Origin of the sequence: Winogradskyella alexanderae, assembly GCF_020166335.1 — a bacterium.
GTDB classification, from domain to species: Bacteria; Bacteroidota; Bacteroidia; order Flavobacteriales; family Flavobacteriaceae; genus Winogradskyella; species Winogradskyella alexanderae.
The window spans coordinates 104,653-128,959 of record NZ_JAIUJR010000001.1 but is presented as its reverse complement, the minus strand read 5'-3'; the positions used below and the strand labels follow the sequence as shown (position 1 = coordinate 128,959).

The window sequence follows — 24,307 nt, the reverse complement described above, 5'->3', positions numbered from 1 at the left end:
AAATACCTTAAATAATTTGAAGGTAGTGTTACCTAATTGTTATATTTAAATAAGCCTAAATCTCTACTCAGGCCTTTAATATTCTCGACTTTCAGTGCATGCGAGCCATCAAATTTTGAGAATAAAAGACGAAAGTAAGAATAACTTTTCTTCCGTGGTAATATTAAAGGCTTCAAATCTATATTCCAGTCCTATTTGAATTTTTGATTTTTCTGACAACAACCAACCTATTTGTGCAGTAGTTCTATGACCCATTTGTGGTTTAATTGCATTAGCCAAACTAAGCAGTGCCTCCATAGCCGTAAGAAAATAACTTTCACCAATATTCAGTTTTTCGCCGTTTAATGGTGTATCAATAGCAAATCGGTAGCGTAGCCGTAAAGCAGTTAAATCATCAAAAATACGTTGTTCTAAACGTAGGCGATGTCCAAACCTAAAGGATTCATTTGTTTTCGTATAATTAAATTGTTGGGTTAGTCGTAGTTCGTTACTGCCACCATCTATAGATTCTCGTACTCTAAACTGAATGCCTAAGCTTAGACTATGGTAGTAATCAAAATTAATAGTGGAGAAATGAATAAAATCTAACTGTCTATTTTCAAAGTTGAAGTTTTTGTTACGATACATGAAGTATCTGGAGCGAATTGAAAAATTTAATTTATAGTCAGGGTTAAATCTGTGATTAAGTGCAAATTCAGATTCGCCAAGGCCTTCAAATTCTTCTTGGGAATAGGCAGTATAGCAGAGAATTATTGATAGTAATAGGACTAACCGTTTAGTAGAGCACATGTTCGTAGGATGTTCTATTTAATATACGAGCACTTAAAAACTCACCCTTAGAATTAAAAGTAAACTCTTTGATAGTTCGTTTTTTGTTTTGCTTTACTTCAGCAATAATTTCAAAGTTAGGTGGCGTGGCTTTAGTATTAAGTAAAATGGTTTTGAGGTATTCGTTGCCAAAGGATTCACCACTGTAAATATATTGTTCCTGAACCTTGATTAGCTTGTATTTATCGAAATTACCTTTGAGATAAGTTTTTATGTTGGTATGAATACCTAGAGGAATCGATTTTGGTTTAATTTTAACCTCTACATCTTCAAGAATGCCTTCACTATTAAACTCAACACTGTAAAGTTTTCGGTTATATTTAAATTTTACTTCATAACTTTTTTTATCACCATCGGTTTCCCGGTAAAACTTAAATCGGTTGCAAGATTGAGGTAAGGCATCTAGAGATAATAAAGCAATTTTAGGGAACGCCTCTTTTTTAATACGCTCTTCCTTTTCATTTTTAGTTTGAGAAAATGAGAGTGCAACTGAAAACGCAAAACAAATTATAAGAAAGACTTTGTTACTCATTATACATTGAGGGCGGCTAATTATTTCTAATAGAAATTAAAGATAAGAACATTTCGTTTTTAATCCTTTAAATGTTTTCTAAAACCATTTCAAGTGATTTATAAATACCTTAAAATAAGATAATTAAAAACTTAATGTTAATTTAATGTTATGTAAATGTTGGATAAATGTAAAATATATGTTATGTTTGTTATGTAATAATTAATAATAGCCCAAATAAAATGAAGAAGATAGTTGTAGTACTAGTAATGTTAGCCGTCGGTATAACCTACGCTCAAGATAATGCGCCAAAAGTTGAAAAGGATGGTGATATAACTTATGTAACTTATTTTTATGACAATGGAGAAATTCACCAAATGGGAGCATTTGACAGTAATGGCAAATTGCATGGAGAATGGAAAAGCTTTGACGCGAATGGTAATAAAGTTGCTATTGGTAATTATGAAGGGGGGAAGAAAGTTGGTAAATGGTTTTTCTGGGAAGGTGATTCACTAAAAGAAGTAGATTATATTGACTCGAAAATTGTCAGTGTCAATAAGTGGAATAACAAAACAAAAGTCGCAATTAGAGATAAATAAAAGCAATACACTTCAAATTAAAAAGCTCTCCTCACTAGGAGAGCTTTTTTTTAACTAACTGTTAATTGTCCCTTAAAACTTAAAGGTATAACCTAAAGATATTTCAGTGCCTGGTTCTCTGAGCGTAAATACTTGGTCTTGAGCTCTAAAAGACACGTATTCACTAAGTCTAGTACTATTTAAAATATTGTTCACTTTAAGATCAATAGAAGAACGCTTTTGTTCTCCAAAAGCTTTGTTCAATGTAAAATTTAAACTATTAAAAGGTTTGGTATATACATCTGGAACTTCGCGAATACCTACAACTTCTAAAGTTTCACCTTGCACATTGTAAAATAATCCAGTTCTGAATCCTTTATCTGAATCATTATAATTTAAGCCAACATTGATCAAATAAGGTGCTTGGCCTTGTAAGTCACGTTTTCTATCTATGGTTTCACCATCTCTTGCACCTCGCTGTCTTCCTTCAAACTCATCATCTGACATTGATAATTCTGATTTTATTACTGATACGTTTGCATTGAACTTAAGGTTATCTAAGTCTTCAGAAATAAACCCTAAACGTTGTCTAATTTCAAATTCAGCACCATAAACAATAGCATCTCCCAAGTTACCAACCGTTAATTGCGTTGGTGCATTAAGGAAGAATACTTGTTCAATAGGATCTGTAAAATCTTTATAGAAACCACTGACAGCAAACATTTGTCCATTATCTCCAAAACGCTCATACCTTAAATCAAAATTATTAACATAAGTTGGAACAACATCTATATTACCAATAAACAAACGGTTTGTGATAGGATCAAAAATTTGCGAAACAGACGCTTCTTTAAACGAAGGACGTGCTGTTGTTCTAGAGTAAGACGTTCTTAAATTAGAATTATCATTCAAAGCATAAATCAGGTTTGCTGATGGGAAGAAATCAAATTCATCCAATATCAAATCCCTATTAAAGAAGATAGTATTATTATCTCTCGTTCCTGTATAAAACGAATTAAAAAATTCAGTTCTTAAACCTAATACCGTTTTTAAATTATCATTGATGTTAAATTCCGTTGAAAAGTATGTAGCACCAATATGTTGCTCACCTTCATAGGCATCTATAGGATTAAAAACATCAATTGAAATTAAATAAGTTCCTGCATCTGTGGTTGGATTCCAAATATTGTCAGAATCTAACAAATTATCTACATCACCATTTGCAATAAATGATTGATCGCCTTGAATATTAAATGTATAATCATCAATACTAAAATCTCTGAATTTATAGGTGTACGCACCACCAAACTTAATTTTTGCAGGTCTTCCAAATAAATCAATGGTTTTGTCAAAATCTGCCTTACCAGCCCAAGATTCCTCCAATAAGTTTCTCCATAATTGAATTGGGAAGGTTGAGGCAGATGGTGATAAAAAGGAGTCACCATTATCACTTTGTTGCAAAGGTGTTATTCTATGCCCTTTATCCATAACCTTAGAAAAGGTCGGTGACAATTTCCATTCAAAATTCAATGCGTTTTCATCATCGCTCAAACGGTGCTGACCACTTAGTAACAAGTTTGTTATTGAACGCTCTGTATAAGTGATTGAATTTTTTGTCAATGGCTCAAAACCGCCACCTGTACCATCCTGTGAAATGTTCTGGTTAAAAAAACCAGCAGTAGATTCACCATTTTGAATGTGTAAAAGGTTTACTCTAAATTTAGATTTATCGGTTTTGTACGCTACACCTAACATACCATTCAAAATAACATTGTTTATACCTTCAGAACCCTGAGAGTCTAAAGAAGCAAGCAACTCATTAACTGATCTGTCCAGTGGATTTTTAATGTAAGCCCCATCAACTCTGTTTTCATAAAACGTCGTATTGTTTTTGTATGAAAAAGATGCCAAATACCCGAGCTTATCATCACCAACATCGTATTGATTCCCGAGTGTAAAACCAAAATCAAAGTTCATTCCACTAGTTTCTTGCTTAGCTCTAAGTTCTTTAGCGAATCTATTGGTCAACGAGGTTAATAATAATTTATTCTCAGACGTACTGGGTATTGGTTGATATCTATTTATTGGTAAATTTCTGGTACCATCATCAAAACCTAATATATCAGTATCACTACCAGATGACGTTAAATACTGATTATTAAAGTGCATATCTGGGTTATAACCGCTTCCAAGAGAGATTGAATACTCAGGCCTTGAAGGATAATCCTTAGTTACAATATCAACAATACCACCTGTAAAATCAGCGGGATATTCGGCAGAGGCAGATTTTAATACAATTACATTGTCTAAAATGTTGGTAGGAAATAAATCCATCTGAATGGTATTTCTATCAGGATCTAATCCAGGTATGTCCACACCATTTAGTATAGACTTGGTATAACGATCACCTAAACCACGCACATAAACATATTTGCCACCTTGGATAGAAACACCAGGCACACTTTTAACTGCACTGGCAACATTGCCTGCACCAGTACTCTGAATTGCTTGGGCAGATAAACCATCTAATACAACTACGGATTTTTTCTGAAGGTTTAAAACTGCACTTTCAGTATTCCGTTTCGTTGAAGTTGTAATAACAACTGTATCCAAAGAATTGGTTTCTAAAACGACATCAACAATTACTGAACTTCCTGAAGTTACTACAATATCGGTAATTTCTTTTGTATTGTAACCTACGAAAGAAAATACCAAAGTATAAGTACCTTCATCTAATTCAAGCTCGTATTTCCCATCAAAGTCAGAAGTCGTACCAGTGGTAGTGCCTTTTACTAAGATGTTAGCAAAGGCCATAGGCTCGTTAAACTCACCATCTATAACTGTTCCAGTTACTTTTCCTTGCGAAAAAGCAAAACAGCCTACAAGAAATAAGACAAAAACTAAGATGTTTTGTGTATTTTTCATATATAAAATTGTAGTAACCCATCACCTACCTTGTAAATGATGGGTATGAGTATAAATTAAATTTTTAGAAACCTAAGCCACCTGCTATGTTGGCGTAAGTCCAGCTTAAGTTAGAAGTTGTAGCACCTACTGTTTCAGTGCCGGCAGTAACTGCTGTTGCAGTAGAACCAAAACCTGTGACGGTAACATTTTCTGCTCTATTAACGAAAATATCTTCTACATTAGTAACACCTTGAGGTAAAATTATTTCCCAAGTACCAAATGTTAGTAAACCATCGTTGTAATTTGTAGCTACACCATCGTTATCTAACTCTACATCAGAATTGTCTTTGAATCCAAAAGCAAAAACGTTTTCAGTAAACCCTTGTGCGTTACTTCTGTAATCTGCGTACTCGCCATTAGAGGTTACCGTATTTCCAATTATGGTTGCATTTCTAAGCGTAAATGCACCATTTCCTGTACCTTCTGGTCCATCAATTTCAAATGCGTGATCAGAAATATCACCAAGAACAACAACTGCATTATCAATTGTACCTGAATAGGCTTGGTCAATATCTAAGGCATCATCACCTTGAGCCCAAACTAATAGGTTTGTTGCATTTACTGTACCACCAAAAAATTCAATTCCGTCATCAACATTAGCGACAACTTCGATATTATCAATCAAAGTGCCACTTCCAACACCACCAAGTGTTAAACCATTAATCTCGTTTCCTTCACCAATTAATGCACCACCGTGACGAATAGAGACATAACTGATTGCGCCAGAGCTATCTTCTGAATCAGTACCACCATATAAACCAAACGTATCATCAGCAGGAATACCTTCAATTTGAGCTTCTGTGATATCACCTGAGAAAGAACAAGGTGCATTCCCTAATACGATAAGGCCTCCCCAAAGTCCTCGATCATCTTGATCTAAGTTGGTCCCTGCGGTTTGTCCGCAAGTAATATTGTCACTAGTTGATGTAAAAATGATTGGTTGGTCTGCCGTTCCTTGTGCATTTAGTGTTCCACCTCTTGCAACGATTAATGCAGAAGCTAGAGAGCCTGTTCCTGCAGAACCTTTTATAATGGTGCCTGGATTAATTGTAAGCGTAACACCATCGCCAACTACCACCTTTTGGTTAAGTTGGTAAATGTTATCGGGAGTCCATGTGGTACTTTCACTAATAAGTCCTGTTACTGATATAATCGGGCAGTCGTCACCACCATTTGGATTGTTGTTGTTTATAATTGTAATTTCTTCAATTATTATGGGAGTATCATCGTCCTTAAAACAACCTGTAAATACAAGTGTTGAAGCTACTAACGCGATTAAAATTAATTTTTTCATGATTTAAAATTTAAATAACAGTTTTGTTTTATAATTGTGATGCAAAGAAACACTGATAATCACACTCTAGAGTTAATCAAAAATTAAACGTTTGTAATTAAAAGGTTAGTAGTGTGTTAGCTAAACTTTAAGCACTCACATAATGAAGCAGCATTAACTTAACATTGAAAATCCATCTATATTGACGTCTAATATTTTACAGATTTAAAAGTCAAATTTCTATCTTGCATTTCAGTAAATTATCTATAATGAATTGGGACCAATTACTATCTCTTAAACGCTTTGGCGATACAAATAAAAGGTTAAGAAAAGAACAAGATGAAGCACGTTTAGGATTTGAAGTAGACTATGATCGGATAATATTTTCTTCAGAATTTAGAAGCTTACAAGATAAAACACAGGTTGTACCATTATCTAAAACAGATTTTGTGCATACACGCCTAACCCATAGCCTTGAAGTTAGCGTTGTTGGAAGATCACTTGGCCGTAAAGTAGGTGAACTCCTCCTCAAAAAGCACCCTCATTTGGAAACCATACATGGTTACAAGATGAACGATTTTGGCACAATCGTAGCAGCGGCTTCCTTGGCTCACGATATTGGTAATCCACCTTTTGGGCATTCCGGAGAAAAAGCCATTGGGTCATATTTTAAAGAGGGTAAAGGTGCTAAATTTAAATCGTATTTAAGTGCTAAGGAGTATCAAGACTTGTGTGATTTTGAAGGGAATGCCAATGGATTTAAGATACTCACAGAAAGCCGAAATGGAAGAGAAGGAGGATTAAGATTAAGCTATGCCACTTTAGGTGCATTTATGAAATATCCAAAAGAATCGCTTCCAACAAAACCTACTTCACATATTGCTGATAAGAAATACGGATTTTTTCAAAGCGAAAAAGACATGTTTATTGATGTGGCCAATGAGCTAGGGTTGTTAAAACGCAACAAAGAACACTTAAGTTTTTGCAGACATCCCTTAGCCTATCTCGTAGAAGCTGCTGACGATATATGTTATACCATAATTGATTTTGAAGATGGCATTAATTTAGGTTTGATTGAAGAAGAATATGCGTTGGAATATCTCATCAATTTGGTGAGGGACAACATAAACGCGACAAAATACAATCAATTAAGTACCAAAGAAGATCGTGTTAGTTATTTAAGAGCTTTGGCTATAGGTAATTTAATAGAAGAGGCGGCGAATGTATTCATGCAAAACGAAACGCTCATATTAGAGGGTAAGTTTGAAACTGCGCTTCTGGATGTGTGTAAATACAAGGCTCAAATAGAAGATATCATTACAATAAGTATCAAAAATGTTTATCAATCAAAAGAAGTTATAGATAAGGAAATTGCCGGTTATGAAATTTTAAATCAGCTTTTAATCGCATACGGTGAAGTGGCATATCATTCTTTTAAAGATGAAATGTCTAATTATGATAAGTTACTATTAAAAACACTTCCAGAAAATGTAAAACTGAGCAACGCGTCTTTGTACAAAAATCTAATTACCATATGTCTTTTTATTTCAAAATTATCTGATACAAATGCCATGCTACTTTATAAAAGATTGAAAGGCACTATTTTGTAGATTGCATTTCATCGAAATTATTTGTTTTTTATCGTTTAATAACCTTTCTTAGAGACGAATTAGCCTCAAAAAAACCTACTTATGAAAAATAATATCTTAGGAGGCCTGGTCATTTTCTTTGTTGTTGTGACCTGCCTAATTTTGATTGATGACCTTTCAACCGATAAAAATCACGAAGTAGAGCCAATAAAAACTCAGATTGAGAAAACGGAAAACGAAAACAATCTAGCAGTTATTGAAAGCGAATCTTAAATTTTCTATTTCTACTATAATACTTGGTACATCTAATTTTTGAAGTTGTTGTAGTTGAGCTACACTGCCATGCTCAACAAATTTATCTTTAATGCCCATTATTTTTATGGGGTGCTTGTAATTATTGGTGTTTGCAAAACGCAGTATTGCACTACCAAAACCACCATTCACTGTGCCGTCTTCTATTGTAATTACAGCTTTGTATTTTCTGAAAATATCATGTAATAAATCCTCATCAAGAGGTTTCACAAATTGCATATCAAAATGCCCAATTTGAGTACTATGTTCAATGTCAGTGAGAGCGAGTTCTACATTTCTAGCTGTTGTCCCAATGGATAAAATTGCAATATCCTCTCCCTCTTTTAGGCAAATCCCTTTGCCAATTTCAATAATCTTAAATTCTTGTTTCCAATCAATAATATGTCCTCTACCTCGTGGATAGCGAATTGCAATCGGGAAGTCAATTCCTAATTGTACGGTATACATAATATTGCGCAAAGCTATGGCATTGCGAGGCGCAAAAATCACAAGATTAGGAATGCAATTTAGGTAAGCCAAATCAAATACACCGTGATGCGTAGCGCCATCCTCACCAACCAAACCTGCTCTGTCTAAGCAAAAGACTACGGGTAAATTTTGAAGTGCCACATCGTGTATTACTTGGTCATAAGCCCGTTGCAAAAAAGTTGAATAAATATTACAGAATGGTATGAAACCTTGAGTAGCCATTCCTGCTGCCAGTGTCACGGCATGTTGCTCGGCAATACCTACATCAAAAGCTCTGTCAGGAAATTTATCCATCATGTATCTAAGTGAACTTCCTGTTGGCATAGCTGGTGTAATGCCTATTATTCGCTCATTCTTAGATGCAAGCTCAACTATGGTTTCACCGAAAACATCTTGATATTTTGGTGGCGCATTAGAAGTAGATTTACTAATTAATTCACCTGTGGTAGCATCGAATTTTCCAGGCGCATGATACTGTACTTGATTTTCTTCAGCCTGTTTTAAGCCTTTGCCCTTAGTTGTTATAATGTGTAACAGTTTTGGGCCTTCAATCGTTTTTAAGCGTTCAAGTTCGTCAATGAGCAAAGGCAAATTGTGGCCATCAACCGGTCCTGAATAATTAAAATTTAAGGCCTCAAAAATATTATCCTGCTTTTGGGTGCCTTTCTTAACATTGGTAAGGTATTGCTTTAATGCACCTACACTCGGGTCTATCCCAATAGCATTATCATTTAAAATCACCAATAGATTTGCATCTGTGACACCTGCATGATTTAAACCTTCAAAGGCCATACCGCTTGCAATAGAAGCATCGCCAATTACCGCAATATGATGTCGTTGCTCATTTTTTAATTTTGAAGCTATAGCCATGCCAAGTGCAGCAGAAATAGAGGTAGACGAATGGCCAACACCAAAGGTATCATATTTGCTTTCGCTTCTTGTCGGAAATCCGCTTAATCCGTTGAGTTGTCTATTGGTATCAAATAGATGTTTTCTTTCTGTTAGTATTTTATGACCATAAGCCTGGTGACCAACATCCCAAATTAGTAAATCATCAGGTGTATTGTAAACATAATGTAATGCAATGGTAAGCTCTACAACTCCAAGACTAGCGCCAAGATGGCCTTCTTTGGCTGCTACAATACTGATGATAAAACGTCTTAGTTCCTTGCATACTTCTGCTAAACTTTCAACAGGTAACTTGCGTAAATCATCAGGTGTATTTATATGATCTAAGAGTCCTTCTTTCATCAAACAAAAATACAAGAATTTGAGCTGAGGTAAAAAATTATAATAACAACGAGGTGACTTTTATATTGTTGAGTTCGTAGGTCGAAAAAGACCAATTTTCTTAATGATTAGCATCACTTTTTCAGAATTTTTCAATTATTTGTTATTTTCGTAAAAAAAATTGCGAAGTCATACTAATGTATTGCCTTCTTGACTAATCACTAATTTAAAATTCAAAATGAAAAAAAACTACTTTGGTTTTGCGTGGCTTTTTATGCTCTTATTCGTATCTCAAATTTCATTCTCACAGGCCGCTCTTGAAGAATCAGAATTTGGAACTTTGATAATAGACTATTTAAAGTATAACAAAGAAGAATTGAATCTTGAAACCGCAGATATAGAAGATATTGTAGTAAGAGATTCATACCAAGATGATGCAGGAGTAAATTATATTTATTTAAATCAGACATATCAAGGTATAGATATTTTTAATGCCATTTCTACTGTAGTAGTTAAGGACAATAAAGTGTTTTACTATGCGAATAGGTTCATGAATGACATTGCAAATAAAATCAATACAAATACCGCATCTCAATCACCTGAGTCTGCTATCTATGCATTGGCAAACCACTTTGAGTTAGGTATGGTGAATGGATTGGTACAATTAGAAAAGACAGGAAATACATATGTGTATTCAAAAGCCGGCATATCACAAAGGGATATTAATGTAGAGCTAGTATATGCGCCAACAAATGATGGTTTAACTTTAGCATGGGATGTTGTAGTATTTGCAAATGATAACTCACATTGGTATAGTGTTAGAATTGACGCAACCAATAATGACATTATTACTATTAACGACTTTTTGCTTACATGTACATTTGAAAAGGATCATACACATCTAGACCAAGAGGAGGAGATGAATTTTTACAATCAAATGATTTCACCATCCTCAGTTTTAGTTGATGGTGCAAGTTACAATGTATTTGCATTGCCAGCAGAAAGTCCTAATCATGGTCCACGTCAGTTAGTTGTAAATCCTGCAAGTCCTGTTGCCTCACCTTTTGGCTGGCATGACGAAAACGGAGTACCTGGACCAGAACATACCACAACAAGAGGGAACAACGTTTTTGCACAGGAAGATAGGGATGGACAAGTTTTTACTCCTGGTTATCAACCAGATGGAACATCAAGTTTAACCTTTGATTTTCCTTTGGATTTGAACCAGCCACCAGCGGGCTATGAAGATGTTGCAATTACCAATTTGTTCTACTTAAATAATATGATGCATGATATTTGGTATCATCATGGTTTTGATGAAAGAGCAGGTAATTTTCAAGCAAACAATTATGGTAATCAAGGTTTGCAGAGAGATGAGGTGGTTGCTGATGCACAGGACGGAAGTGGCCTAAATAATGCAACATTTGGTACGCCTCCGGATGGTCAAAATCCTGTTATGACAATGTTTTTGTGGTCTCCTGTAGGACCATTAAACGATCCTCTAGAAATACTAAATGGAACCGCTACGGGGAGCTATTCTGGCGTACAAGCTAGTTTTGGTAATCCTCTGTCAACCACACCAATCGCCACTCAATTAGCGTTAGCTACGGATTTAGCGGCTGATGTTTTGGACGCTTGTGATCCAATAACAAATACAGCTTTTTTAAATGGCAAAATTGCTATTATCAGAAGAGGCGAGTGCGAATTTGGAGTAAAGGTGCTAGCAGCACAAAATGCTGGTGCAGTAGCAGTAATAATGGTGAATAATGTTCCTGATGATCCTATAATAATGGGTCCAGGTGCAGTAGGTGCTTCCGTAACAATACCATCAATAATGGTTAATCAAGCAGATGGTGAAGCTATAATTGCATCGCTTGCTAATAATGCTAATACAATTAATGCAACACTTGTAAATAATGGCCCATTTCAAGTAGATGGAGACTTTGACAACGGAATTATTGCGCATGAATATGGTCATGGAATATCTAATAGAACAACCGGAGGGCCTTCGGCAGCCAATTGCTTATTTAATGCAGAGCAAATGGGTGAAGGATGGTCCGATTGGTTTGGATTAATGATTACTATGTACGAAACAGATACTGCCGATGATGCCCGAGGTATTGGTACGTTTGCCATTAGCCAACCTACAACAGGTGGTGGAATTAGACCTAGACGTTATAGTCCTGATTTTGCAATAAATGAATTGACTTATGGTGTTACTAATAATCCAAGCATTAGTCAGCCTCATGGAATAGGTTCAGTTTGGGCAACAGCACTTTGGGACCTAACTTGGGCCTATATTGATAAGTATGGTTTTGATCCAGATCTGTTTAATGGTGATGGAGGAAACAATAAAATAATGGAACTTGTAGTACAAGCCCTTAAAATGCAACCATGCAGTCCTGGATTTATTGATGGTAGAGATGCCCTTTTGGCTGCAGATACTTTATTAACTGGTGGAGTAGACCAATGTACAATATGGGAAGTTTTTGCAGCGCGTGGACTTGGGTATAACGCTACACAGGGGGATGCAGATATCCGCACAGATCAAACAGAAGATTTTTCAATGCCACCGAGTGACGACCCTTCTCTTAATAATTGTTCTGACCTATTAAGTGTTGATGAATTCGCAATTGGTAATTTTAATGTTTATCCGAATCCAACACAAACAGAACTAACCATAAGTACTACTGAGAATCTAGGGAAGGCTTCGATTACTTTAATAGATGTTAATGGAAGAGTTGTATTAAGTCAAGAAAGCAGTCTGCTTGGTTCAATTACAATTAATACGGCAAATCTTAAGACAGGTATTTATATTCTTAACATTAAAAGTGATACGGTAAACTATAATGAGAAGATAATTAAGAACTAATTATCTTTGAGGTATGATTAACCCATATGACGATACTTACTTTATGAAAAAAGCCCTTCAGGAAGCAGAAGAGGCTTTTCATAAAGGCGAAGTACCAGTCGGAGCAATTATTGTGATTAAGAATAAAATAATTGCGAGATCTCACAACCTAACAGAACTTTTGAACGATGTTACTGCTCATGCAGAAATGCAAGCTATAACATCGGCTTCTAATTTTTTGGGAGGAAAATATCTTACGGGTTGTACTATGTATGTTACATTAGAGCCTTGTCAAATGTGTGCAGGAGCACTTTTTTGGAGCCAAATTTCTAGAGTTGTTTTTGGGGCAACGGATGAGAAACGAGGTTTTAGAACTATGGGAACCAAACTCCATCCAAAAACAGAAGTACTAGGAGGAATATTAGAGAATGAAGCTTCAAATCTCCTAAAACGCTTTTTTATTGAAAAACGAAACTTAAATTAAAAAAAACGCCCAACCATTGGTTGGGCGCTGAAACTGTAATAAAGTATATCTTAAAGGATGCTTACGTTTGATGCAACCATACCTTTTCTTCCTTCTTCTTCTGTGTACTCTACATTATCACCTTCACGAAGTTCTAAACCATTAAGGTTTGATACGTGTACGAAAATGTCTTTTCCTGTTTCGTCGTTTGTAATGAATCCAAATCCTTTTGAATCATTGAAAAATTTAACTGTTCCAGTCATTATAAATAAATAAAAAATTAAAATTCAAAGGTAGGGGATTAACCAATGCCAAAGGTTAAATTATTGTTTTATTTTAATTATGTGAAAACTAAAACGTTATAAATATTTAAGAAAATACCTAGCTAGGGCCTATAAATAAAGCAATTAAGGAGTAAGAGAACAATATTAAAATAGAAAATTAATATTTGTTAATTCTTTGATTTTCTCTCATTTTATCCAGGTTTTCCTTAGTAAGCATGTAGTCTTTCATGCTTTTACCCTTCCATCGGTAATAAGAGAATAGAGGGAATACAATAAAGAAAATACCAATTACGCCAAAACCAATAAGTTTTTGGGCATATTCTGTTTCCAAAACAAAACCGCACACAATACTTGCCAAAGCGGCAATAAATGCTATAAATGTGAATCCTTTTAACAACTTCATGATGTGAAATTAATTAATTCACGGCGATATGCCGTTAAAAGTTTAGATTTTGAAACAAATCCGTAATACTTATTCTTTTTAATAACTGGTAGGTTCCATGCACCAGACGATTGAAATTTTTTCATGATAACCTCCATTGAATCATTTTCATAATGAATAAACTCAGGCGGTTTTTGCATGAATGTTTCAACCGTTGTGGAATTATAAAGGGTTTGATCAAACATCACAGTTCTAATGCTATCTAACATAATTATTCCCATAAAGTTATTTTCGTGATCTGTTACGGGAAAAAGGTTTCTGTTAGACTTCGAAACACCTTCCTTTAGCATATCGCCAAGAGTCATCTCGGGATGTAATTGAATAAAATCCGTTTCGATAACCGCATCCAGCTTCATCAACGTAAGAACACTTTTATCCTTGTCTTGTGTTAGCAGAGCACCCTTTTCAAGTAATTCTTTCGTATAAATAGTGTGATCTAAACCATTTTTGTTTATGATAAAAGACATGGAAGCAGTTATCATTAGTGGGACAAACAGTTCGTAGCCACCTGTAATTTCAGCAATTAAAAAAATTGCTGTTAATGGAGCATGTAGTACACCAGCAATTAATCCTGCCATACCAATCAGAGTGAAATTTGCTTCTGAAACCGAGAAACCCAAACCACAGTTATTGATAACCTTTGCAACAACATTACCTAAGGCACTGCCCATTACTAAAGTTGGTATGATAATTCCACCAGTTCCACCAGCGGCAAAAGTTGTAGTCATTGCGATGGCCTTAAAAATGGTAATACCAAAAAGTAATCCTATTACAATCCAAATATTATCCAAATATTCTTCAAAAGGATTACTGCCAAGTGCTTTAATGTCATTTCCAAGTAGTAAGTCATTAATAAATCCAAAGCCTTCGCCATAAAGCGGTGGAATAAAGAATAACATGACACCAATAGCAATTCCACCAAATATGAGTTTTTGTCTTGCTGATTTAAAGCGATTAAAAAGAGAGGTGATCCCAAAATAGATTTTCGAAAAATATATTGATGCGATACCTGTACCTATTCCAAGGACGATATAAAATAAGGTATCCTTAATAACAAATTTTTCGGTAACGTTAAAGTTGAATAAGACACTGTCACCTAAAAAGAAATACGATGTAATGACAGATGATACCGATGCAATCAAAAGTGGTAAAAGTGAAGCAAATGTGAGATCTAAACTAAAGACTTCTATTGCGAAAATTATGGCAGCAATAGGCGACTTAAAAATCGAAGCAATTGCTCCTGCCGCGGCGCAACCAATTAACAAACTTCTTGTCTTTCTGTCAATATGTAACAATCTACCAATATTAGAGCTCATTGCCGAAGCTGATGCAATTGCTGGGCCTAATAATCCTACAGAACCTCCAAAACCTACAGTTAAGGGTGCGGTAATTAGAGGGAGGTAAATGTTTCTTTTATTTATAATACCATCTCGTTTTGACAATGAAAATAATATGGACGGGATGGCGTGTTCACTAGGTTTTTTTGACACATATTTTACGAACAGGTAAACCAAAAGTAAACCCAGAATGGGTAGAATAAAATAAATACTGTTTTCGGATAGAATAACACCTTTTTCAAAAATAGCCTCTATTGCGAAAGTGATATTTTTAATAAAGACAGAAATAATTCCTGCCAGTAAGCCAATAATCAAACTCAATAAAAAAATGAAGTTTTTTTCGGAGATATGTTTATACCTCCAAATATGAATACGCTTGAAAAATTTAGAATTTATTGGCATACCCTAAACTATAAAAAATCCTGCACTAAGCAGGATCATAATTATTTAGCCTTCAGATTGAGTTTTAAGCTCAATTCTTCAAGTTGTTCTTCATCTATCGGTGCAGGTGCATCTATCATAACATCTCTGCCAGAATTATTTTTTGGGAACGCAATAAAATCCCTTATGGTCTCTTGTCCTCCTAAAATAGCAACTAGTCTGTCAAGTCCAAATGCAATTCCACCATGAGGTGGTGCACCATATTCAAATGCATCCATTAAAAACCCAAATTGGGCTCTTGCCTCCTTTTCAGAAAATCCTAAATGTTTTAGCATTATGGCTTGAGTTGGTTTGTCGTGAATACGTATGGATCCGCCACCAATCTCATTACCGTTTAACACTAAGTCGTAGGCGTTAGCCTTAACATCTCCTGGGTTTGTGTCTAACAAGTCTAACTGACCGGGTTTGGGAGAGGTAAAAGGATGATGCATCGCATGGAATCGTTCTGTTTCTTCATCCCACTCTAATAATGGAAAATCCATAATCCAAAGTGGTGCAAATTCGTTTGATTTGCGTAAACCTAGGCGTTCTGCCATTTCCATGCGCAGTGCGCTAAGTTGCGCTCTTACCTTATCTGTTTCGCCGGATAATACACAAATTAAATCACCTGGCTTTGCTCTTGTAATTTCCGCCCATTTGGCTAAATCCTCTTGATTGTAAAATTTATCAACTGATGATTTAAAGGTGCCATCCTCATTACAACGACAGTATACCATACCTAAGGCACCAATTTGTGGACGTTTAACCCAATCAATGAGTTTATCGATTTCTTTTCTAGTGAACGAATTTGCACCAGGTACAGCAATACCAACTACCAATTCAGCATTATTAAAAACATTGAAGTCTTTATGCTGAGCCACGTCATTTAATTCGCCAAATTGCATTCCAAAACGAATGTCTGGCTTATCATTTCCGTAGAGTCGCATAGCGTCATCATAGAGCATTCTCGGAAATTTTTCAACTTCTACACCGTTAATTTCTTTAAGTAAATGGCGCGTTAATCCTTCAAACGTGTTTAAAATATCTTCTTGCTCAACGAAAGCCATTTCACAGTCAATCTGTGTAAATTCTGGTTGACGGTCAGCTCTTAAATCTTCATCTCTGAAACATTTTACAATTTGAAAGTATTTATCCATACCACCCACCATTAACAACTGTTTGAAGGTTTGTGGTGATTGAGGCAGTGCATAAAATTGTCCCTCATTCATACGAGAAGGTACAACAAAATCACGTGCGCCTTCGGGTGTAGATTTAATCAAATAGGGCGTTTCGACTTCAATAAAGCCTTCATTTGAAAGGTAATTTCTAACTGCCTGAGCTACTTTATGCCTAAAAATTAGACTCTCCTTAACAGGATTACGACGAATATCCAGATAGCGGTATTTCATGCGTAAATCGTCACCACCATCGGTTTTATCTTCAATTGTGAATGGTGGTACCAAAGATGTATTTAAAATGGTAAGCTCAGAAACCAGAACTTCTATATCTCCAGTTGGGATATTTGGATTTTTTGATGCGCGCTCAACAACGGTACCTTTGGCTTGTATTACAAATTCACGCCCAAGTTTCTGGGCTTTTAGCATAATTGCTTTTGGTGTGCTTTCTTCATCAAAATACAATTGTGTAATACCATAGCGATCCCTAAGGTCTACATAAATCATGAATCCTTTATCCCTTACACCTTGCACCCAGCCACTTAAAGTTACTTCAGTTTTGCTATGTGCGGTTCTTAACTCACCACAAGTATGACTTCTAAACATATTGAAAAATTAAATATCGACTTTGTTGTAATCTCTGTCGAAGAGCGCTGCAAATTTAATCAACTTCAGAAGATAAATAAATAAAAAGCCTTAACAATTGTTAAGGCTTTTGGCTATTAATCACTACACTTAATTACTCAAGTATAGGAGTTTGTTCTTCTATGGTTTCTAACTTGATTTCATTTGCACCAAATTTGGTCTTTAACCAGAATTTAAAACTCATAGCTAAATAGAATAGAACAGGTACAACAATTAGCGTTAAGAACGTTGCAATAAACAAACCATAGATAACTGTCCATGCTAATGGACCCCAAAATATAACGTTGTCACCACCAAAATAAATGTTTGCATCTAGCTCACTCATTAAAGTGAAGAAATTAATGTTAAGTCCTATTGCCAATGGTATCAAACCTAAAATTGTTGTAATCGCAGTTAGCAATACTGGTCTTAAACGCGCTTTACCAGCTTTTATAATTTGTTGCAATAATTCATTTTTTGGTAAAAATTCTGAGGTGTCTAAATCTAACTCGTTCTTTCTTCTGTCAATTAACAATTGTGCATAATCCAATAAAACAACACCATTATTCACCACAATACCAGCGAGGGATATTATACCCATCATTGTCATTAAAATAACAAATGATGCACCTGTAATTACAATGCCACCAAATACACCAATTAAACTTAAGAATATCGCAATCATAATAATCGCAGGTTTTGATACTGAGTTAAATTGAAATATAAGGATAAGGAAAATTAAAAAGAGTCCAGCGAAAAATGCACTCATCAAGAATGCCTGTTCCTTATTTTGTTCTTCAATTTGACCTGTATAGTCAATTTTTATATCCATTGGTAGTTCTTCAAAATTTTTCATTTCATTTTGAATTCGGGTTACCACAGCTTGTGCATCTACATAACCAGGTGCTAGTGAAGAGTAAACTGTTACAACACGTTTAGTATCTCTATGCTTTATTGCACTGAAGCCGGAATTATTGTTTTGTTTTGCAACAGTCGAAACCGGAATCTCCCTGATTTGGCCTGAAGCCATATCCCTAAATATTATTTTTTGATTGAACAGCGCACTTTTGTTATAGCGCAGGTCTTCATTAAATCGGACGTAAATATCAAAATCGTCACCGTTTTCTTTATAGATACCTGCTTTAGTGCCAAATAAGGAATTCCTTAATTGCTGGCCAACTTGTCCTGAACTAACGCCTAATTCACCGGCTTTTTCGCGATCAACAACCACTTGCATTGCAGGTTTGTCTTTATTTACATCAATCTTCAGCTCGTCTATTGCCGCAATATTTTTTGAATTTATAAACGTACGCATACGCTCTGCAACAGCAATTAGCTCGTCATAATCGTCTCCTTCAATTTCAATATTAATTGGTGGTCCAACCGGTGGGCCGTTGGCATCCTTTTCAACAGAAATTAAAACACCTGGATAAATTCCTGTAAGGGCCTGTTGTACTTTTTGACGTAGATCTTCGCTATCTTTACCCTTACGAAATTTATACTCTCGCATAGATGCCGTAATTTTACCTTTGTGCGGCATTTCTGCTACAGATCCACCGTCTGTCATAGGATTTCCTGCCCCTTCACCAACTTGGGACACGGCGCTTTCAACCATAAAATTACTTCCCTCCGAAATATATTCTGGGTTATTCAGAATAGCATAAACCTTGCTCTCGATATCTTTTGTAATTTTATTTGTTTTTTCTATATCGGTTCCTTCAGGATATTCAATATATACTATAATCTGATTTGGCTTATTATCTGGGAAGAACTCAATTTTTGTGCGTTGGCTAGCTACTGATGCGCCAAAACTTCCAGATGCTATAAAAAATAATAACAGACTTCCTATTGCTATTGCAACCGGTCTCCAACTTCTTAAGGATGTAGTAAGGGTGTTTTCATAAGCGTTTTCAAGTCTGGTTAAAACTTTAGTTTGAAAACCAATTGAAGCGTTTCTTAAAATTAATCTATAAATCCAAAGTAGTATTACAGTAACAATCATTAAAGTTCCCAATCCTCTATATGCGCCACCAAAAATTACTATAATTGCACCAAAACCAATTAGTATAATAGATATTCTCACTATTTGTTTAAGAGGCATTTCTTTGTCTTCAGTTGTCATAAACTGAGAAACTAAAACGGAATTAAAGAATATTGCAACAACTAAAGAAGATCCTAAAACAACAGAAAGCGTAATTGGGAAGTAAATCATAAATTGTCCCATCAGTCCTGGCCATAATCCCAAAGGAATAAATGCAGCCACTGTGGTTGCAGTAGAAATAATAATTGGAAAAGCGATTTCACTTATTCCTTTTTTAGCGGCTTCTAATCTGGACAAGCCTTCTTCATCCATAAGCCTGTAAACGTTTTCTACAACAACAATTCCGTTATCTACTAACATACCCAACCCCATTATTAAGCCAAAAAGAATCATGGTGTTCATAGTATATCCTAATAGATTTAAAATCATTAAGGACATAAACATTGACATTGGTATGGCAAACCCTACGAAAAGAGCATTTTTAAATCCTAAGAAAAACATGAGAACGGTAACTACTAGAATAATCCCGAAGATGATGTTGTTAACAAGATCATCAACTTGCCCTATTGTTTTAGATGATTGATCATTTGTTGTTGTAATCCTTAAATCTGGCGGAAAAATTTCTGTTTTTGCTTTATTAACAATTTGTTCAATCTTTTCTGCTGCAGCAACCATGTTTTTGCCAGATCGCTTTTTAACATCCAGCATAACAACGGCTTCACCGATATTAGTTTCCGGGTTTAATTCTCTTGCATATGTTGTTTTGTCTTTTGGTCTAAATTTAATTGTAGCAATATCTTTAAGGTAAATGGGACTATTATTTTCTGACTTAACCACAAAGTTTTCTAAGTCGTCTGGAGATTCGATTTCACCTATTATCCTTATTGTTCTTCTTTGTCCACTAGTAATAAAATTTCCAGCAGACATAGTCATGTTGCCGTTACTAATAGCACCTGTTATATCATTAAAATTTACCCTAGATGCCATCATTTTATAGACATCTACTGCAACTTCTACTTCTTTTTCCTGTGCACCACGAATATCTACCTGCTTGATTTCTGGTAAGTCTTCAATTTCGTCTTCAAGATATTCACCAAATTCTTTTAAGCGCTCAACGGGGTAATCCCCAGAAATGTTTATGTTTAATATTGGCATTTCTTCAGACAAGCTCAATTCAAAAACATTTGGTTCAACTTTAGCACCGTTAAATGTAGGCCAGTCTTCTCCTGCAGTCTCACTATCTATTTCATCTTTGACTTTCTGCTTAGCGGCTTCTACTGAAATGTCTTCATCAAATTCTACAATGACCATAGAGTAATCTTCCTGTGAGGTTGAGGTAATCTCTACAACATTACTTACATTTTTTAGTTTGTCTTCTAGTGGGTCAGTAAGTAATTTTTCAATGTCTTCAGCCGTATTTCCTGGAAATAACGTGCTTATATAAATCTTGGTTTCCTTTATTTCTGGGAAGCTCTCTCTCGGCATATTAAAATACGCAGATATACCCAGGAATAAAATCATAACTATGGCTACATACATTGTGGTTTTGTTGTGTATGGCCCAAGAGGATAATTTAAACTCTTTATCAACTACCTTTTTGAATTTCTTTTTAGTCATTGATGTTAGTTTTTAACCTTAACAGATTGTTTGTTTTTTACACTTCTTGCACCTTCCACTATAAGTTCTTCACCAGCTTTTATTCCAGATAATATTTCAATTTTGTCGCCTTGTGTTTTACCCGTTTGGATAATGGTTTGGTGCGCTACTGCGTTGTCATCTTCTTTATCTTTTATTACATATACATACTGATCACCTAATGAATTCTCGGAAATAATACTTTGAGGTATGAGAATGGCGTTTTCACTACTATAGTCATTTATCTTTAATCTCGCGGTAAGGTTAGGTTTAATGTTCTTGCTTTTATTTGGCACAACAACTTCTGCTTTGAATGTTCTATTTGCTGGATTTATGAAATTTCCTGTTTGTCTAACAGAAGAGAAAACAGTTTCTCCCAACACGGGAAAGGTAATCTCTACTTCTTTACCCTTGACAACGCTAGTTATATAACTTTCTGGGACATCTGTTTCTATATACATATCGTTAAGATTAACAATTCGCATAAGTTGTGTTTGGCCAGCAGCAACAACATTACCTTGCTCTGTTATAACATCGTCTATAACCCCAGAGAATGGAGCTCTTACGTTAGACTTTGCCAATTGCTGTTTTAGTTGATTTATAGATTCTAAATTGCTTTCGTAAGTTGATTTGGCTTGTAAGAACTGAATTTCACTGCCTATTTGTTGTTCCCATAATCTCTTTTGGCGTTCATATGTAGTTTTTGCCAAATCTACCTGAATTTGCAACGCTGACAATTGTTGACTTAATCCACCATCATCAATTTTTGCGAGTAGCTGTCCTTTGTACACCTTATCTCCTTCCTTTACGTAAACGCGTGTTAAAATTCCTGGCATCTCTGGAGTAATTACTACATTTTTTTTGGTTTCTACACTGCCCTGAAGTTCAATATAATGTTTAAACTCTTCTGCCTTAGCAGTTAGTGTAGTAATTAAAGGAATATTTCTATCTGGACTTATCTCCTTTAGTTTTTCATCTAGTTGCTTAATTTCCTGAGCTAGTAGTTGCTGTTCATTTACCAATTCGTTCTTTTTGGCTTGAATGGTAGTGATATCGTTGGAGCCTATAATGTCTTCAATACTCTGCTTTTTATCGGATCCTGAACAGGTAAATAAAAGGACGCTTATTATAGAAACAGTTGCTATTTTTCTCATGATGATTATTTTAAAATTTGGATGGTGTATTTGTTATAGTTTCTAATTCTGCTTTCGTATTAATTACGTCTAGCATGGTTTGAAGTATTTGCTGTTGGGCATCATAAAGCTGTGTTTGTGCTTGTCTTAACTCAAAACTAGAGCCAATACCTTCAAAGAATTTAGTTTCGTTTTTTTGTGCAATACGTTCTGCAAGTTCTAGATTTCGTTTTTTGTTGAAGTAATCTTCAGATGCAAATTTATAATTGCTTTTTGCAGTCTGGATTTGTAAATTTAATAACTGCTCTGTCTCAGTTAAATCGTCCTTTGCCTTTTCAAGATTAATGCGTGCACGTTGTGTTGCGGCACTGCGCATTCCCGAACTAAATATCGGAATATCAAGATTAAATCCAAATGCTGAAAAACCGGCCCATCTTTGATCACTGTCAAAGAATGTAAATTGGTCACTAAAACCTAAATAACCACCATTTAGAAAAGCACTTAATCTAGGAAGCGCTTTACTTTTTTCAAGCTTAAGTAAGAGCGCTTTAGATTCTTTATCGTTCGCAGCAATCTTATATTCTACCGTTGAGGTTACATCATTTTCTTCTACTATAACGTCTAAGGAGATATTTTTTTCGGTAAGACTTTCAAGATTGTCAGTGAGTGCAATATTAGCATTGTAGTCTACACCAATAGCGATATTAAACATCTGATATGCAATTCCACTAAGACGTTTGCTATTATTTAGATTACTTTGAAGATTCGCTAATGTGATTTGTAATTGCTCTACACTTTCTTCTTCTTCAAGACCATTTTCGAAAATCTTGGTTGTTTCATCTAGATTTTTTTGAAGAACGCTAATATTTTTTTCTAAAATAATGACACTTTCTTGAGCCAATAAAACATTACCGTATGCATTAATTACACTTTCTCTTACTTCGAGATCGGTTTTATCTTTGGCATTTTTTGATATTTCAAGAAATACCTTTGCAGATTGTAATCCGACCAAATACGAACCATCAAACAAGAGTTGGCTCAATGAGGCAGATGCATTAACATTTTGTTTTGTGCCAAAGATAATCTCGGTGAAGCCATCAAGCGGTTGAGGTGAACCATTAGCACTAAGATTAAAAAATTCTTCAACAGTATCAATTATTCCTTGCCTATTATCAAAAGCGGCGTTTGGGAGTAAAGAAACCTGTTGCTTTAGAAAGTTTTGGTAATTGACATTAGCATTTATCTGAGGTAATCCTGTCGCGGTAGTTTCCCATTTTTGTTGTTTAGCAGCTTCAATGTCTCTAGCTGCATTTTTAGCTTGTCTATTATTCTTTAATGCATAATCTATGGCTTCTTGAAGGCTTAAACTGCTTGGAATATCTTGAGCAAACCCAGTTATAAAAAATAAAAGAAAAAACAGGTTAGGTATATATTTCATTTCTTAAGATTGATTTTTAGTTATAAATTGAGTTAGGATTTCGAACCCTCTTTCAGTTACAATGGCTCTTAGATGGTACTCTAAGAAGTTTTCAATTAAATATTCCATAGAAAATTTATCCCTAGGAAAGATGGTTTCATCTTTAATACCAGTCATCCCGTTGAAATAAAGTCTAGCGATAAACTCTACGTCTATATTTGGTCTAAACAATTTTGTTTCTATGCCTTTTGTAAGACTTTCTGAAACGGACTGGTGCATTTTTTCAAATTGCTTGCTTTTTAATGCATCATGAATATTTGGGTAATATTTTTTTAATTGAAAAATGGGTGATGCTTGTTCATTTTTTAAATGTTGCATCACAAACATCTTTATATCGTATAACTCTTCAATAGGGTTTTTTGCGTCTAAACAAATGCAATCGATACCATCGCAGATATTTTCAAATAATGTAAATGTTACAGCCTCAACTAGTTTAGTTTTATTATTAAAATGAACATATATAGTTTTTTTAGATATGCCCATCGCGGAAGCAATATCGTCCATCGTTACACTTTTAAAACCAAGTGTTAGAAATAATTCAGATGCCTTATGTATAATCTTTTCTCTCATAATTGAAATGGCAAATTTAAACGAGGAAACTTTAAAAACAAAAAAAGTTTCCTAAGTTTTAATATTAATTTAACATGATTAACATTAGCTTAAAAGAGG

At 34.9% G+C, this 24,307-nt stretch carries 18 protein-coding genes; 5 read left to right on the top strand and 13 right to left on the bottom strand.

The annotated features are described in order from the left end of the window. Positions 1-108: 108 nt before the first annotated feature. Positions 109-789, bottom strand: a complete 681-nt coding sequence (locus LBU54_RS00520; protein WP_224523926.1) for a DUF2490 domain-containing protein — start codon at positions 787-789, stop codon at positions 109-111. Further along, a complete protein-coding gene (locus LBU54_RS00515; RefSeq protein ID WP_224523922.1) occupies positions 776-1,360 on the bottom strand; it encodes a hypothetical protein in 585 nt (194 codons plus the stop codon). Before LBU54_RS00515 ends, LBU54_RS00520 begins: the two co-directional genes overlap by 14 nt. A 221-nt stretch (positions 1,361-1,581) precedes the next feature. Here LBU54_RS00515 and LBU54_RS00510 point away from each other — a divergent pair, with 221 nt between their 5' ends. Further along, entirely contained in the window at positions 1,582-1,938 is a 357-nt protein-coding gene (locus tag LBU54_RS00510) for a toxin-antitoxin system YwqK family antitoxin (RefSeq protein ID WP_224523918.1), read from the top strand. 72 nt (positions 1,939-2,010) lie between these two features. Here the strand turns inward: LBU54_RS00510 and LBU54_RS00505 are convergent, their stop codons facing one another. After that, positions 2,011-4,842: a TonB-dependent receptor gene (locus tag LBU54_RS00505; RefSeq protein WP_224523916.1), complete on the bottom strand. Its 2,832-nt coding sequence runs from the start codon at positions 4,840-4,842 to the stop codon at positions 2,011-2,013. Positions 4,843-4,906: 64 nt separating this feature from the next. Then, positions 4,907-6,178 (bottom strand): hypothetical protein, encoded by a 1,272-nt coding sequence (locus LBU54_RS00500; protein ID WP_224523913.1) that lies wholly within the window; start codon positions 6,176-6,178, stop codon positions 4,907-4,909. A 248-nt stretch (positions 6,179-6,426) separates the two neighbouring features. Between LBU54_RS00500 and LBU54_RS00495 the strand changes: the two genes are divergently transcribed. Both LBU54_RS00495 and LBU54_RS00490 read left to right on the top strand, forming a co-directional pair. Continuing rightward, the gene (locus tag LBU54_RS00495; RefSeq protein ID WP_224523910.1) at positions 6,427-7,767 is read left to right on the top strand and encodes a deoxyguanosinetriphosphate triphosphohydrolase; all 1,341 of its coding nucleotides are present in this window, start codon (positions 6,427-6,429) and stop codon (positions 7,765-7,767) included. Positions 7,768-7,848: 81 nt separating this feature from the next. Beyond that, positions 7,849-8,019 carry a hypothetical protein gene (locus tag LBU54_RS00490; RefSeq protein WP_224523907.1) on the top strand — a complete coding sequence of 57 codons (171 nt, stop codon included), beginning with the start codon at positions 7,849-7,851 and terminating at the stop codon, positions 8,017-8,019. Here the strand turns inward: LBU54_RS00490 and LBU54_RS00485 are convergent. Next, the gene (locus LBU54_RS00485) at positions 7,993-9,777 is read right to left on the bottom strand and encodes a 1-deoxy-D-xylulose-5-phosphate synthase (RefSeq protein ID WP_224523904.1); all 1,785 of its coding nucleotides are present in this window, start codon (positions 9,775-9,777) and stop codon (positions 7,993-7,995) included. The two genes, LBU54_RS00490 and LBU54_RS00485, sit on opposite strands and share 27 nt — an antisense overlap. A 217-nt stretch (positions 9,778-9,994) precedes the next feature. On the opposite strand from LBU54_RS00485, the gene LBU54_RS00480 reads away from it, so the two are divergent. Then, complete coding sequence (locus LBU54_RS00480) at positions 9,995-12,628, top strand: T9SS-dependent M36 family metallopeptidase (RefSeq protein ID WP_224523901.1); 2,634 nt, start codon at positions 9,995-9,997, stop codon at positions 12,626-12,628. Positions 12,629-12,641: 13 nt separating this feature from the next. Beyond that, positions 12,642-13,091 carry a nucleoside deaminase gene (locus LBU54_RS00475; RefSeq protein ID WP_224523898.1) on the top strand — a complete coding sequence of 150 codons (450 nt, stop codon included), beginning with the start codon at positions 12,642-12,644 and terminating at the stop codon, positions 13,089-13,091. 50 nt (positions 13,092-13,141) lie between these two features. On the opposite strand, the gene LBU54_RS00470 is transcribed toward LBU54_RS00475, so the two are convergent. The 8 genes from LBU54_RS00470 to LBU54_RS00435 form a co-directional block, all read right to left on the bottom strand. Then, entirely contained in the window at positions 13,142-13,333 is a 192-nt protein-coding gene (locus tag LBU54_RS00470; RefSeq protein ID WP_262899703.1) for a cold-shock protein, read from the bottom strand. A gap of 178 nt (positions 13,334-13,511) precedes the next feature. Next, positions 13,512-13,757, bottom strand: coding sequence for a hypothetical protein (locus tag LBU54_RS00465; protein WP_224523893.1), 246 nt, complete (start codon positions 13,755-13,757; stop codon positions 13,512-13,514). Continuing rightward, a complete protein-coding gene (locus LBU54_RS00460) occupies positions 13,754-15,535 on the bottom strand; it encodes a chloride channel protein (RefSeq protein ID WP_224523890.1) in 1,782 nt (593 codons plus the stop codon). The genes LBU54_RS00465 and LBU54_RS00460 overlap by 4 nt, the downstream gene beginning before the upstream one ends. 41 nt (positions 15,536-15,576) lie before the next feature. After that, positions 15,577-17,334, bottom strand: a complete 1,758-nt coding sequence (gene aspS / locus LBU54_RS00455) for an aspartate--tRNA ligase (RefSeq protein WP_224523883.1) — start codon at positions 17,332-17,334, stop codon at positions 15,577-15,579. Between the two features lie 133 nt (positions 17,335-17,467). Further along, the gene (locus tag LBU54_RS00450) at positions 17,468-21,010 is read right to left on the bottom strand and encodes an efflux RND transporter permease subunit (protein ID WP_224523881.1); all 3,543 of its coding nucleotides are present in this window, start codon (positions 21,008-21,010) and stop codon (positions 17,468-17,470) included. Positions 21,011-21,015: 5 nt separating this feature from the next. Continuing rightward, positions 21,016-22,182: an efflux RND transporter periplasmic adaptor subunit gene (locus LBU54_RS00445; RefSeq protein ID WP_224523879.1), complete on the bottom strand. Its 1,167-nt coding sequence runs from the start codon at positions 22,180-22,182 to the stop codon at positions 21,016-21,018. A 10-nt stretch (positions 22,183-22,192) separates the two neighbouring features. Then, on the bottom strand, positions 22,193-23,599 hold the full coding sequence (locus LBU54_RS00440; protein WP_224523878.1) for a TolC family protein: 1,407 nt from the start codon (positions 23,597-23,599) through the stop codon (positions 22,193-22,195). Positions 23,600-23,602: 3 nt separating this feature from the next. Next, positions 23,603-24,208: a TetR/AcrR family transcriptional regulator gene (locus LBU54_RS00435; RefSeq protein WP_224523863.1), complete on the bottom strand. Its 606-nt coding sequence runs from the start codon at positions 24,206-24,208 to the stop codon at positions 23,603-23,605. Between the last annotated feature and the right edge of the window lie 99 nt (positions 24,209-24,307).